The organism is Nitrosopumilus oxyclinae, from assembly GCF_013407165.1.
In the GTDB taxonomy this organism is placed as follows: domain Archaea; phylum Thermoproteota; class Nitrososphaeria; order Nitrososphaerales; family Nitrosopumilaceae; genus Nitrosopumilus; species Nitrosopumilus oxyclinae.
The window spans coordinates 1,329,642-1,342,147 of record NZ_CP026994.1 but is presented as its reverse complement, the minus strand read 5'-3'; the positions used below and the strand labels follow the sequence as shown (position 1 = coordinate 1,342,147).

The following is a 12,506-nucleotide window of genomic DNA, read 5'->3' as shown; positions in this document are numbered from 1 at the left end:
TTAATATTAGATCTAAGAATCAAATGATTCTATTTTTGTAAATGCTTCCTGTAGTCTTTGATGTAGTGTTTTATTCCATTCATTAAATCCTGACGGATCTTTTGGATAATTATTATAATGTTCAACTAACCATTGATTTTCTTTAGAGGTATATCTGAGTCCGTCTGCAACTGTTTTATTCATTGCACCTCTAATTATCATTCCAATCTTTCCTAATCCTGAAAAGTCTGGATGTTCACCTTTACTAATTGATTCAGCATCAAGTTTTCCCAAAAAGTGTTTCATTCCATAACTAATTTGTTCATTAGACATTTGTTGAATTAATCGTCTAAAGAGTTCAAGACCTGCAGTTTTGTATCCGTACTCTTTGATGTAATCTAAATTGTATTGCCATAAACCTGCTTCAGAAACATCATTTGCTTCTAATGCTTGGGCTACATTGTTTCCTAGAATTGTACCTGCAATTAAAGCGGGGCCAATACCGCCAGCATCAATTGGTTTTGGCATCCATGCTGAATCTCCTACCATCACATATCCACCTGAAACCATACAGTCGTTTTGTCTTCTAACTGAAACTTGGAAAACTCCTGAATTATTGTTAATATCTTGAGGTTCTTCTGATAATTTTGCATTTTTAATTGCAGTATTTCTGTGAAGATATTCTTTCATCAAGGATTCGACATTATCTTTTTTCCCTAATCGTTTGTTTCTTTTATCTAGTAGAGATTTTTCAACTCCTAAACCAATGTTAACTTTAGTTTCTCCCTTTGGAAATACCCATCCGTATCCTCCAGGTGCAATGTCTTGATCTAAATGAATAATGCAATAATCTGGATCAAATTCAGTAAGATCTTTTTGACCCTTTTCAAAATGCATGATGTATCTTCCAGTTGATTCTAAATCACGTCTATCGATTCTTTTTTCTACTTTAGTAGAGTTCTGAAGACCATTTCTAAGCATTGATGTGACTCCTGTTGCATCAATTACAATTTTTGATGTTTTTTTGTATGGTTGTTTTGTTTTGTTATCTACTCCTTGAATTCCAACTGCTTGTTGTCCTTCGTAAATTAAACCTGTGAGATTAATTTCATATTCAAATTCAATTCCCATTTTTTTACATCTTTCATTTTGAATTTCTGGTAATTTTTGGCGATTTAACATAAACCCATCACCGTCAAATGGAATTGAGGTTTCTTTATCTGGGGAGAATGCCATTACTCCTTTTACATCATGTTCAATTTCTGGTTTGGTCCATTCAACTTTGATTCTTTCTGTCATAAAATCAACAGCTTCTTTGGAGCATGCATCTCCACATACCCATCCAGCTAGTGATTTTCGACCTGGTAAAAATTCTGTATTTCTATCAACAATTAAGATTTTCAAATTTTGTTTTGAATAGTGAGAAACAGCTTGTGCAGTAATTGTACCTGCTAGACCTCCACCTGCAATTATAACATCATAATCTGCCACGATATTGGGGTTTGTCTATCGGTATTTAAAATAATACCATCAAATAGTCTGTAAAATCAATAACTCAAAATTATTGATCGATAAAAGGGGTCGGTTCGTCGCGGCGTCTTCAAAGCTTTCGCTCAGACTGGAGCGGCTAATATTTCCTCATTCCCAAATTGTATGCTTGTTTTATTCCTATTTAATCTAGTTGACATTATGAAAAATTTCTGTAAATATTTTGATTGTGTCTTTTTTGTTGTAAATTGGTGTATGAATTTTTAATTTTATTGTCTCTTTTTCACTAATCTTTAGATTGCCTTTGATCAATTCCTGTTTGTCTAGTCTCATGTGGAACTTGGAATTTTCTGTTCTTTCTTCAATTTCTTCAGTTAAGTCATTGATTTGTTCATCTGTTAATAGTTCAAGCATTTTACTCATTAAATTTTGAGCCTGTTTTTTTACAATTTTTGCCTTTAACATGGTGATTGGATTTTCATAATGTCCTTCTGTTTCTTCAATTGTAAAATCGTCTTCTTTGAGATTCAAAACATCTTCAAAAGATTGAAAAATTTTTGAAATATCTTCTGTTGCATGAACAATTACGTCGATTGTAATTTCAATCTTATCTACCATGATATTGTAAAAGAATAACTTTGTAGGTTATGCTTCTAGTAATTTTGTTTCTTTGTCTGCAGTTCTGATGAGTTTTACTTTCTCAAGACCTACATGTCTTACTCTAATTACTCTCTTGAATGCTGCCATAATGTCTGAATTAATTTTACTGTAGCATGTTGCTTGAACAAATTGATCAATTGTCATCTCTGGAATTGTTTTGTTAATTACTTCTTGTGCAATTAATCTTAGAGCATGTTGTCTGGATGTGTTTAATGTTCTATGTGTTAGAGCCAATAATTTGATTCTAAAGACATATCCGTCTTTTGTTTTAATATCAATACTGTAATTAATTTTTGATGATCCTCTTCTTACTAAACTACGCAAAAATTCTTTTGAATACTCATATCTCTTGAAGATTGTTGTAGCCTTGTCTCCATCAATTTTGTTAATTTGGAAATAGATTTTGTATTGATGTTGTGAAGGATCTCCTTTTAGAATATCATATAATGTCACTTCAATGACTCTACCTACTGCATTTTCGTCATCTGTAATTGGAACATATGCGATTGGAACATTGTTGAATGAATCTGGTGCATATACTGTAACCCAGCGTTTTTCTCGCCACTTGTCCTTTACTCGACCTTTTCTACGTGCCAATTATTAACGACCTTTGAACCCAAAATATAAGGGTATATCACTAGATCTCTTTCTGATTTCCCATGTAACTCTGTAAAACACTAGGGATTCTAATGTGGCCATCTTTGGTTTGGAAATTCTCCATTATTGATACTAAAACTCTGGTAGTAGCTATCAAAGTACTGTTTAGAGTATGCAAGTACTGTGTATCTTCATTTGTCTTATCTCTAAATCTAATCTTCAATCTCCTTGCTTGATAATCTAAACAGTTTGAACATGAAACAATTTCTCTGTATGCGTTTTGCCCTGCCATCCAAGCTTCAATGTCGTATGTCTTTGCAGAAACCTTTCCCATGTCTCCTGATGATAGTAACATTACTCTATGAGGAATTTCCAAGTTTTGATAAAATTCTTCAGCCACTGCTAACATTTTTTCATGCTCTTTCCAGGAATCTTCAGGTCGTGAAAATACAAATTGTTCAATTTTGTCAAATTGATGAACTCTGAAAATTCCTTTCTGATCTCTTCCATGAGCTCCTGCCTCTTTTCTAAAACATGGGCTAACTCCTGCATATCTTAATGGTAATTCTTTCCCTTCTAGAATTTCTTTTGCTCTCATTGCGGCCATAGCGTGTTCAGATGTTCCTATCAGGTATAGATCCTCATCTTCAACTTTGTAGATTACTTCTTCAAAATCATCCGCAATTACAGCTCCCTCCATAGATTCTCGATTAATCATGTATGGGGGTTGAACAAGTGAATATTCTTTTTTTGCCAGAAAATCTAATCCATAGTGAATTAATGATTGATTTAATCTAACAAGATCGTTTTTCAAATAATAAAACCTAGCTCCTGCTACTTTAGCAGCTCTTTCTAGGTCTACTAAATCTAAATTTTCAGAGATATCAATATGGTCATTTATTTTAAAATCGAAACTTGGAATTTCTCCCCATTTTTTGATTTCTTTATTTGCATTCTCATCTGCTCCAATAGGAACTGTTTCATGAATGAGATTTGGAATGGTTAATGCTAATTTAGAATATTTATTTTCAACTATCTCTTGACCTGTTTCTAATTTTGTAAGATCAGCTGAAACTTGAACCATTTCATTTAAAATCTGAGTTGTATCTTCTCCTGCTTTTTTCTTTTGAGCAATTTGAATACCTATCTCATTTTTCTTTTTTCTTAACTCATCTGTTTTGATAATAAATTCACGTCTTTTTTGATCAGATTCTATTAGTGCATCTAAATCAAAATCAACCGCTCTTGCTTTGAGCATATCTCGAATTACTTGCGGTTTCTCTTTGATTAGTTTAGGATCTAGCACTATTCAATCACCTTTAGAGCAACTTGGATGTGTTCCATAACTTCATCAACCGTACTTGTAAGCTGTTTCATGTTCTTCTTACTTTCAAAATTAAAAACTAGTTTGTTATCAATATTTTCAACATAAAGACTCAATCCTTCTGGAAAATCTACATTGTCTGGTTCTAAGGCTTTCTTCACCGTTTCGGCTTTTTCTTTTGATATATTATTGAGAATTACTTGAACTTGGCACGTTAACGACATTTACTTCTAAATAGTTGAGAAATTCATCCAATTTGTCTTTAGTTATTTTGGCTCCTGCAGCAGCATTATGACCTCCTCCAATACCATCAAATCTCTCAGCTCCATTTCTCATTATTTCACTAAGATTGATGTCTGATGTACATCCAAAAGATTTCCTTGATGAGAACTTTATCGTATTCTCTTCTCCTTTGGTTCTCAAAATTACAATTTTTCCAGAATTTTTAGGTGATCCTGCAATTAATGATGAAATAGTTCCTGTCATTGTTTCTGGAACAATGTCTTCGCCATTGACCATTACACATGTCTCACTTTCTGAAATTCTCCATCTTTCATTTGATAAAATATTCATGTATTCTCTTATCATTTTTCTATAGTCTGTTAGGATGGTTTCAGCTTCTCGTAGGATTTTGTTTCTGTCTCCCATACATACTGCCATTCCAACCCCTGAACGATTAATTCTACCACAAGAGTTTAACATTGTTGAAAATTCTCGTCCATCTCTCAAGAAACTCCTGTTGTCTTCTCTTGGAAATGTATAGGTATATCCAATTAATTCTGACATTATTTCTGTTGTATTTTTCCCAGATGCAAATTTTGTAATTGATTCAATAACTTGTCTTTTTTCTTCCTCGTTAAGATCTGCTGGCACTCTCCATCTGCCTTCTTCCTTTAGATTAACCCCTGATGATTTTAGTAGTGAAAAACATGCTTCTCTGTTCCAGGTTAACCCTTCAATAAATGGTTGAGATGTAAATGCTAAGGAATCTGCAAGAGGTCTTGTTTCTCTCCCAACTAATAGCAAGTCTAAATCGATATCTACTAAACCTAGTTCTTTGGCGATGTTTGCAATTTCAAAATTTTTACCTGTAAATGATTTTCTTTCTCCTTGGTCTTGTCTATCTCCCAAAGCTGAAACGATAGCAATTGCAGACAAATCTGAATTTCTTTCATCTAGTGCTTCTGAGGCTAGATATGCCATTCCTCCAGCACAAATATCGGTTCCACCATCAATTCCATATTTCCAAGAATTTATGACATTTTGATTATCTAATTCTTCATCTGGAATTTGATGATGATCTAAAACAATCCAATTATCTCCTAATGTTTTGTCTAATTCATTTGCAAAACCTCCTCCAAGATCAGTAACTATATGAAAATCCCTAGAATCTGTTTTGAATGACTCTAGAACATTTTTACTAAATTCCTTTGATGTTCTAACTGTACAATTAGCTCCTGCTCTGATTAGGGCTTTAGTGATTATACTTCCTGATGTTAATCCATCACAATCAATATGTGTTGTAACAGAAATAGATTTTTTTGATTTTATACAATCTATAATTTTATCTTTGAAAAATGAAAGTGATTCATCTAGCGATTTTGTCATTACTCTAGTTGAGCAACCACGGATTTATACTTCCATGTTTTATCAATTCTTCCAATTCTTTTGTAGTAGACTGATAGTCTGTGAACTTTGGCTTCAATTAATTCCAAAGATCTTACGTTTCTGTTATCTCCTTTGTTTGCTTTGAGGTGTTTTTGAAGACCTACTGCTTTTGTAACAATATTTCCTAAATCTTCAGGCATCTCAGCTTGCAATTTATTTTCCTCTAAAATTTGACCCATGCTCTTTTTGGTAATTGGTTTAATCAGAGGAATGGAATGTTGATCTCTTAATTTAATTCCGATTTGACTTGGAGTCAAACCATCTTTAGAATATTTAACTACTAATTCTTCAATTTCTGCAGGACTTTGTGTAATCCATGAGGGTGCACGAAGTGTTGCTGGTCTAATGGAGTGTGATTTCCCATGTCTGTGTGTATGCATTCGTCCCATGATTTGGCTCAATATAGAACAGAATTAAACGTTACTTATACTGATCTCGTACATTATATCGAAATTTGGTGTTCAGAATAAAAGTTAAATATCTCTCGTCCGCCAAAACGAGCAGGTAAATCGTATGAATACAAAAATACTCTTAGCAGCATCCTTAATCGCTGTATTCACTATAGGACTCTATGCAGAAAGTGCAGTAGCATTTGCACAGTACATGGGTAATGTCGGTAGTGAAGGACAAACCGGATCATACACATTAGAAGAAGCACTTGAGATTCAAACAAGAAGAATCGCAGCAGCAGAAGCTAACCCAGCATCTGGCTCAGGAACTCCATATCTTGATGCAGGTGGTGTAGTTGGTGCAGCAGTTATTGCAGGTGCAGTATTCGGTGGTATTGCAGGAGCCTTCTTCTTAAGAGGAAGATCAGGCAAATACGCAGCAATGGGAAGAGGATAAACAAACCTCATATTTCTCTTATTTTATTATCTTTTCTTAGTGTAAACTGAATTCGTTTATTTTTATTCTTGGTGAATACTGATCTCGTACTTTCTGAAAATAAAAGAAATGTATATATCGCACAAATAGAGCCAAATTATTATGATTCCTATCGTAGGTACTTTCCTAAGCATCCTGTCTTCAATTACAGGACAACTAGGACCAAACTATGATCCATTGTTTTACGATGTAATGATTTACATCTTCGGAACCATTATGTTCACAGTATTCCTTCTTGGAATTATTTCATTCTGGTTACGTGTACACGGCTGGGCTTACAAAGACAACCGTGAGAGATGGGTTGATGAATTAGACAGACACTTCGAAAGAGAAGGTATCGGTCTCATTCCAGACAACGGTAAATACTGGTAAAATTACCAACTTTCATCTTTTCATTATTTTTAATACCTTTTAGTGAAAACTATGATGTTTTAAAATCTAAAAATTATGTGGGTTCTGCTTATGTTATTGACAATGATATGGTTTTAGAATATTTTATTTTTTGAATTTAGTTTTTTACAAAGTTTGCTAATTCTACTTTTCTAGTTCTGGTAGGAAGTCTTTGTCTTTGGATGAATCATAATCCTTTGTAGTGAATACTCCTTTGTAGTGGTATCCGTCTTGTAGTGGGGTGTTGATGAATTGTGATGATTCTTTATCATTGACATAAAATGTTGATTTGTCTTGATCCATGTCTCTTAGAGGGAAATCCCACATCCACAAAAAGTGACCAATTTCCCATGAATAATCCTCTTCCCATTCAACATAGATGGTCCCATCATCTGTTAGAGTGTACATAGTCCTTTTACATTCTCCTTCATTTAATCCGGCGTTAATATTGGCAGGAATTGGTGTTGGAAGACCATCTATAATTAACTCCAAAGTGACTTTCATTTTGTATGGGGTTTCTCTATCATCAATACAGACTTTGAGAGGATTGTCTTGGTTTAGTTGACTTTGAATGACAGTACTCCCTAATCCTATTGATACTGCTATGATTGCAGATATCAAAAGAAATCTTATAGTTTTCTTTTTCTTGTATGGATCCCCCATCCCAGGATATTTCATCGTGATGACTTTGACCAGATTCCTTAAAGTCCTTTCTCTTATTCATACATAATTTCAATGGTGTCACATTGGTCTTGATGATCTGCAAGAAAGTATGTTATTTCATCAGAGTCGATTTCTAACCATTCTGATTCTCCTTTGTAAGGAAGATAATCTTCCATAAACAAACCTCCTTCTCCTGATACTCTTACTACAATTTTTTCATTTTTTGGTTTTATCTCAAAAGGTAGTTTTAGAACTTTTCCTCTTCTTTGATTTTGAATGTTTACTTTGTATTTGTCAGAACGGAATTCAATTTCTCCAAAAAAATAACTTTGAAAAATATCTAATTTTGTTATCTTAAAACTTAGCATATTTTTATTATTATTTTCTAGAAAATAAAACTTGGTTTATTGTTTTACGGAAACCGTAAAGAAGAATCTAATAAATGAAAAGGAAAAGTGGGTTGTTTAGATTACTTGCCAGGGTCGTGTTGCAAACGTAATGACATATCCAACACCGATAATGATTGATTGATATGCGATGTTAGTATATGGGATTGGTTTGATAATTGGATCTCCTTCAACTACTACTGTTTGACCTGGACCTAGTCCTGGACCAACTTTTGCTACATTGAGTTGGGTGTGTACGTGGTATACACCTGCTTCAAGTGCTTTGGCAGATAGTGAGTAATCGATGACTGAGTTACCTGGAATGTCAAAGACGTTTCCTGGTGGATCTCTTGCCAACATCTCCCATCTGTTACCTGCGTTGGTTGACTCTGTGAAAATGGATAGCCATCCTCTTAGGTCTCTTTCTACTAAACTAACTAAAGTTCCTTGAAGTGTCAAGGTTTCGCCAGTTTGTAGGGATTGTCTGTTGAAGGTTTCATCCTCAATTCTGATGAAACGACTCTGGAGTTGTGCTTGGACACCGTGTGCATCTGCAGTTGGAAGTATGGATTCAACCCAGTTGAAACCTAAAGTTCCTAGTGCAAGTACTACAGCTAGTCCAAATACGAAAATTCTTTTTTCGACCATAGTTATCCCTAAAGTCAGGAAACAAAACACGTCGTTATATGTTTTACCTTAACAACGAGGATCGATATTGAATTCATTGTATATCGTTGATGTATAACAATGAAATTGATAAAAAAATGGACTAAATTCTAGTATTTTAAAAGTAAAAATATGTAATATTTCTATATTATTTCTAGAATATTATGATAAATTGGAAAAAATTACCGTCTTCTAAAACTCTTACTTTATATTCCGAATTCACATGATGGTGTACATGGCACAGATGCCCGCATTAATCCCAAAAGAAGTTGAGATCCAGAGACTAAAGAAAATCTGGCTCATCGTTATTGCTATGGGTTCTACTGCAGCATCAGTCGAAGTTGATAACTTCGTTGATGGTTCTTTGCATCAAACCTCTATCAGAGATAGTGCTTTCACACCAGCTCACTGGTGGCTATACTCCCACTTCATCACATTACCACTTGGATGGGGAGCAGCAGCAATCTATGATAGAAAAATCCCAGTTCTTAGAGGCCCAAATAATTCAATGAACACTGGATTGAAGATGACCATTCTTGGTTACCTTGCAACCATGTTTACAATTGGTGTCAATGAGATGTGGCATTTCTGGTTTGTAGAAGAAATATTTGCAGTTCCAAACCATTGGATGTTTAACATGGGAGTCGTAGTGGCTTTCATGGGTGCACTAGCATACGTAGTTAGAGTATATGCTCGACTCGTAGAACTTGGTGCAGAAACTCCTGGAGAGAACCCATACGTTGCAGAGATGTACAAGATGGCCTTAGAAGGCAAATTGTACAGCAGAGCAATTCCTTAGAAAAAGTGCATTAGCACATTTTTTATTTTATTTTTTTAAAAAACGACGTAGATCGTACAAGTCCTATTCAATTAAGAAAGACTTAAAAGAATCTGAATTAGAATAATTCCAGAATGACTCTTCCTAAAGGATTCGGTTCTGGCGGCGCTGGTGGATCATCAAGTGCCGATGTAGAACGAATGATTGGTAGACGCGTTGAAAACATGACTGGTATGATAACTATTTCATTCTGGGCAGCATGGTTAGCAACTTTTGGTGGAACTGCAGCAGGATATTTCTATTATCCATGGGCATATCCAACCCCAAGTGGTCACTTTGCATTCATCGTATTGACAATCATTGAGGCAATAGGTTACATCTTCTGTGTTAAAGTCATGGAAGAAGGTTCCAATAAGAATAGTAATGGTATCGTAGCAGGCAGTATTGCCGCAGTTACAGCAGGTACTATCTTCATAACTCTATTCGTTGGTAACTAGAAGGAAACCCCTTCAGACACTTCTTTTTCATTTTCCTTTTTAGTTTTAGTTAACGATCTTCATCACACTCTAAAATTTTATATACAGACCATTTCTTCACCTTCTTATGGTCTGGTTAAGACGATGTACACACTACTTATTCATAGTAGTTGTTGCAGTTAACTCAACACTGTTAACAATTAATGCAGGAGACTACATCTTCTACACTGACTGGGCTTGGACTTCGTACACGGTATTTTCAATATCGCAAACGTTGATGCTTATTGTAGGTGCTACATACTATCTTACATTTACAGGCGTTCCAGGCACAGCAACGTACTACGCTCTAATTATGACAGTATACACATGGATTGCAAAAGGTGCATGGTTTGCACTCGGATATCCATATGACTTCATTGTAACTCCAGTTTGGCTACCTTCAGCAATGCTGTTGGATTTGGTTTACTGGGCAACAAAGAAGAACAAGCACTCCTTGATACTGTTTGGCGGCGTACTGGTAGGAATGTCATTACCATTGTTCAACATGGTAAACCTGATAACAGTAGCAGACCCACTAGAAACGGCATTCAAATATCCAAGACCAACATTGCCACCATATATGACACCAATCGAACCGCAAGTCGGCAAATTCTATAACAGCCCAGTTGCTCTCGGTGCAGGTGCAGGTGCAGTATTGGCATGTACATTTGCAGCTTTAGGTTGTAAATTGAACACTTGGACATACAGATGGATGGCCGCTTGGTCAAAGTGGGACTAACACTCCAACCTTTTCATTTTATTATTTATCCCTTAGATGATTCTCTACAAAAATTTTTGATTTTAAAAATTTTAAAAAATTTGATTTAATTTTTTTAATAATTTTTAATTAATAATTCAAAGTGTCCAGTTCGTTTTTTGGAGTTTGAATTGATAGAACGGTTTGCTCGGATTTTATTAATTTTCCAAGATTTGTTTGAGAATATTTCTGCAACTTCTTTAGAGTCTGAATTTGACAATAGAACTTTGCATCCTTTGGAATCTAATTTCATACAAAGTTCAGCAAGTCTGTTTAGATCCTCATATGTGAAACTCTTGTTGGTATAACTTGTAAAATTGGCAGTTTCACTAACTGGCTGATATGGAGGATCAAAGTATACTAGATCTCCTTTTTTTGCATCTCGAAGTACTGATTCAAAATCTCTACATTTTATAGCAACCTTACTTGATTGTAAAATAGCACTAACTGAGCGTAAATTTTCTTCATTTACTATATTGGGATTTGTGTAACTGCCTAGAGGGACATTGAATTTTCCCTTACTGTTTACTCTGTATAATCCATTAAAACAGGTTCTATTCAAAAAGAGCAATCTTGATGTCTTTTCAATCTCACTTCTTGGATTTGATTCTCTAACTGAATAATAGTATGTTTTAGAATCCTTTTGATAGTTTTTTTCGTGATTTTTTAAAGATGAAATTAACTCATCAATTCTATTTCGAATTGCAGTATATGTCAAAACTAAATCAGAGTTCAAATCTGAGATGCTGCATTTTTGAGCATTTCTCTCAGTAAGAATATGGAACAGTAATGCACCTCCACCTAAAAATGGTTCATAATATGTACCAAAGGTTTTGGGTAAATTTTCATTTAGTATAGGAATTAGTTGACGTTTTCCACCAGCCCATTTTACAAATGGCTTTGGGGTTACAGTTGAAATTTGACTGTATTCTTGTTTCAATAGTTGTAATTGCAAAAATCATTAACAGTGCTATACATAAAATAATTTGATCTGGAACTAACTTTTTCCTAGTCCTGAAATAGCTTAAATAGAAATTTCGTAAATTACCAAAATCTGTGATTTAGAAAATAGAAAGCTTCGAACGGGATCTGAACCCGTGACCTTTACATTACCAATGTAACGCTCTACCAGACTGAGCTACCGAAGCACAAATTCACCCTGTAGAAAATCCTTATAATTCTTGATTCTGGGCCAATTCACTCTAAACTGTTAAATTTCACTCAGATTTTTATCCTTTTGGAGGAGTAATCAAGCCTGGCCAAAGTAAGCACTATGTGCTTTTGGACATGCAGGACTTAAGATCAAATAATGGGTGATCCTGTCTCTCAGGAGTTCGTGGGTTCAAATCCCACCTCCTCCACTTATCTTGGATTTTTGATTCCTCTAGAATTTAGAACTTCATAAACATCTGGCAATGAGAACACAAATCCAACATGGACACAATCTTTCTCATCACAGAGCTGACAAAATAATTCGCCTTTTTGAATTGCAACTTCTGCAATCCTATTTTTGATATTATCTTTTAGAACAACACGATCATCATCAACTGAAATTTTTTCAATCTTTGGAGCATATCTTGCAAAGGTCTTGTCTTTTTGCATCATCTCCTCTAACATGTAAGTTACATAACCGGCAAAACTGTTGACCCCTTTCATTGTTAGGTCGTCTTTACTCTTTTGATAAACTTCATGGAATTTATCATAAACAGTTTCTGAAACAGTGATTGATTTGAATCCGGCTTTTGGCAAT

At 34.6% G+C, this 12,506-nt stretch carries 17 protein-coding genes and 2 tRNA genes; 6 read left to right on the top strand and 13 right to left on the bottom strand.

Annotated elements, in window-relative coordinates; all coding sequences use genetic code 11:
• Positions 1–12: 12 nt before the first annotated feature.
• The 7 genes from C5F49_RS08125 to C5F49_RS08095 all read right to left on the bottom strand — a co-directional run bounded on the left by C5F49_RS08125 (position 13) and on the right by C5F49_RS08095 (position 6,105).
• Positions 13–1,470, bottom strand: coding sequence for an NAD(P)/FAD-dependent oxidoreductase (locus C5F49_RS08125; protein WP_179362478.1), 1,458 nt, complete (start codon positions 1,468–1,470; stop codon positions 13–15).
• 186 nt (positions 1,471–1,656) lie between these two features.
• On the bottom strand, positions 1,657–2,085 hold the full coding sequence (locus C5F49_RS08120; protein WP_179362477.1) for an RNA-binding domain-containing protein: 429 nt from the start codon (positions 2,083–2,085) through the stop codon (positions 1,657–1,659).
• Between the two features lie 27 nt (positions 2,086–2,112).
• The gene (locus C5F49_RS08115; RefSeq protein ID WP_179362476.1) at positions 2,113–2,724 is read right to left on the bottom strand and encodes a 30S ribosomal protein S3ae; all 612 of its coding nucleotides are present in this window, start codon (positions 2,722–2,724) and stop codon (positions 2,113–2,115) included.
• A 40-nt stretch (positions 2,725–2,764) separates the two neighbouring features.
• A complete protein-coding gene (serS, locus tag C5F49_RS08110) occupies positions 2,765–4,030 on the bottom strand; it encodes a serine--tRNA ligase (RefSeq protein ID WP_179362475.1) in 1,266 nt (421 codons plus the stop codon).
• Positions 4,030–4,272, bottom strand: a complete 243-nt coding sequence (locus C5F49_RS08105) for a KEOPS complex subunit Pcc1 (protein ID WP_179362474.1) — start codon at positions 4,270–4,272, stop codon at positions 4,030–4,032. Before C5F49_RS08105 ends, serS begins: the two co-directional genes overlap by 1 nt.
• Positions 4,235–5,656, bottom strand: a complete 1,422-nt coding sequence (recJ, locus tag C5F49_RS08100; RefSeq protein ID WP_179362473.1) for a RecJ family nuclease — start codon at positions 5,654–5,656, stop codon at positions 4,235–4,237. The genes C5F49_RS08105 and recJ overlap by 38 nt, the downstream gene beginning before the upstream one ends.
• On the bottom strand, positions 5,656–6,105 hold the full coding sequence (locus C5F49_RS08095; protein ID WP_179362472.1) for a 30S ribosomal protein S15: 450 nt from the start codon (positions 6,103–6,105) through the stop codon (positions 5,656–5,658). Before C5F49_RS08095 ends, recJ begins: the two co-directional genes overlap by 1 nt.
• A gap of 124 nt (positions 6,106–6,229) precedes the next feature.
• Here C5F49_RS08095 and C5F49_RS08090 point away from each other — a divergent pair, with 124 nt between their 5' ends.
• Entirely contained in the window at positions 6,230–6,562 is a 333-nt protein-coding gene (locus tag C5F49_RS08090; protein ID WP_179362471.1) for a hypothetical protein, read from the top strand.
• Between the two features lie 141 nt (positions 6,563–6,703).
• Entirely contained in the window at positions 6,704–6,973 is a 270-nt protein-coding gene (locus tag C5F49_RS08085) for a hypothetical protein (protein WP_179362470.1), read from the top strand.
• 162 nt (positions 6,974–7,135) lie between these two features.
• Here the strand turns inward: C5F49_RS08085 and C5F49_RS08080 are convergent, their stop codons facing one another.
• From C5F49_RS08080 to C5F49_RS08070, 3 genes are all read right to left on the bottom strand, one after another.
• Complete coding sequence (locus tag C5F49_RS08080) at positions 7,136–7,669, bottom strand: hypothetical protein (protein WP_179362469.1); 534 nt, start codon at positions 7,667–7,669, stop codon at positions 7,136–7,138.
• A 38-nt stretch (positions 7,670–7,707) separates the two neighbouring features.
• A complete protein-coding gene (locus C5F49_RS08075) occupies positions 7,708–8,022 on the bottom strand; it encodes a hypothetical protein (protein WP_179362468.1) in 315 nt (104 codons plus the stop codon).
• 96 nt (positions 8,023–8,118) lie between these two features.
• A complete protein-coding gene (locus C5F49_RS08070) occupies positions 8,119–8,688 on the bottom strand; it encodes a methane monooxygenase/ammonia monooxygenase subunit B (protein WP_179362467.1) in 570 nt (189 codons plus the stop codon).
• A 253-nt stretch (positions 8,689–8,941) separates the two neighbouring features.
• Here C5F49_RS08070 and C5F49_RS08065 point away from each other — a divergent pair, with 253 nt between their 5' ends.
• The 3 genes from C5F49_RS08065 to C5F49_RS08055 all read left to right on the top strand — a co-directional run bounded on the left by C5F49_RS08065 (position 8,942) and on the right by C5F49_RS08055 (position 10,738).
• Positions 8,942–9,505 carry a methane monooxygenase/ammonia monooxygenase subunit C gene (locus tag C5F49_RS08065; protein ID WP_179360580.1) on the top strand — a complete coding sequence of 188 codons (564 nt, stop codon included), beginning with the start codon at positions 8,942–8,944 and terminating at the stop codon, positions 9,503–9,505.
• 113 nt (positions 9,506–9,618) lie between these two features.
• A complete protein-coding gene (locus C5F49_RS08060; protein WP_179362466.1) occupies positions 9,619–9,981 on the top strand; it encodes a hypothetical protein in 363 nt (120 codons plus the stop codon).
• Between the two features lie 106 nt (positions 9,982–10,087).
• Positions 10,088–10,738 carry an ammonia monooxygenase family protein gene (locus C5F49_RS08055; RefSeq protein ID WP_086907103.1) on the top strand — a complete coding sequence of 217 codons (651 nt, stop codon included), beginning with the start codon at positions 10,088–10,090 and terminating at the stop codon, positions 10,736–10,738.
• Positions 10,739–10,832: 94 nt separating this feature from the next.
• Here the strand turns inward: C5F49_RS08055 and C5F49_RS08050 are convergent, their stop codons facing one another.
• Both C5F49_RS08050 and C5F49_RS08045 read right to left on the bottom strand, forming a co-directional pair.
• Positions 10,833–11,696, bottom strand: a complete 864-nt coding sequence (locus tag C5F49_RS08050) for a DNA adenine methylase (protein WP_179363642.1) — start codon at positions 11,694–11,696, stop codon at positions 10,833–10,835.
• Positions 11,697–11,830: 134 nt separating this feature from the next.
• Positions 11,831–11,904 (bottom strand) — tRNA-Thr (locus C5F49_RS08045).
• 91 nt (positions 11,905–11,995) lie between these two features.
• On the opposite strand from C5F49_RS08045, the gene C5F49_RS08040 reads away from it, so the two are divergent.
• A tRNA-Leu gene (locus C5F49_RS08040) sits at positions 11,996–12,117 on the top strand.
• A gap of 1 nt (position 12,118) precedes the next feature.
• Here the strand turns inward: C5F49_RS08040 and C5F49_RS08035 are convergent.
• Positions 12,119–12,505, bottom strand: coding sequence for a hypothetical protein (locus tag C5F49_RS08035; RefSeq protein ID WP_179362465.1), 387 nt, complete (start codon positions 12,503–12,505; stop codon positions 12,119–12,121).
• Between the last annotated feature and the right edge of the window lies 1 nt (position 12,506).

Coding starts and splice junctions, on each gene's coding strand:
- C5F49_RS08120 (WP_179362477.1), bottom strand. CDS start 2,085: ATGGTAGATAAGATTGAAATTACAATCGACGTAATTGTTCATGCAACA.
- C5F49_RS08105 (WP_179362474.1), bottom strand. CDS start 4,272: ATGTCGTTAACGTGCCAAGTTCAAGTAATTCTCAATAATATATCAAAA.
- recJ (WP_179362473.1), bottom strand. CDS start 5,656: ATGACAAAATCGCTAGATGAATCACTTTCATTTTTCAAAGATAAAATT.
- C5F49_RS08095 (WP_179362472.1), bottom strand. CDS start 6,105: ATGGGACGAATGCATACACACAGACATGGGAAATCACACTCCATTAGA.
- C5F49_RS08090 (WP_179362471.1), top strand. CDS start 6,230: ATGAATACAAAAATACTCTTAGCAGCATCCTTAATCGCTGTATTCACT.
- C5F49_RS08085 (WP_179362470.1), top strand. CDS start 6,704: ATGATTCCTATCGTAGGTACTTTCCTAAGCATCCTGTCTTCAATTACA.
- C5F49_RS08080 (WP_179362469.1), bottom strand. CDS start 7,669: ATGAAATATCCTGGGATGGGGGATCCATACAAGAAAAAGAAAACTATA.
- C5F49_RS08075 (WP_179362468.1), bottom strand. CDS start 8,022: ATGCTAAGTTTTAAGATAACAAAATTAGATATTTTTCAAAGTTATTTT.
- C5F49_RS08070 (WP_179362467.1), bottom strand. CDS start 8,688: ATGGTCGAAAAAAGAATTTTCGTATTTGGACTAGCTGTAGTACTTGCA.
- C5F49_RS08065 (WP_179360580.1), top strand. CDS start 8,942: ATGGCACAGATGCCCGCATTAATCCCAAAAGAAGTTGAGATCCAGAGA.
- C5F49_RS08060 (WP_179362466.1), top strand. CDS start 9,619: ATGACTCTTCCTAAAGGATTCGGTTCTGGCGGCGCTGGTGGATCATCA.
- C5F49_RS08055 (WP_086907103.1), top strand. CDS start 10,088: ATGGTCTGGTTAAGACGATGTACACACTACTTATTCATAGTAGTTGTT.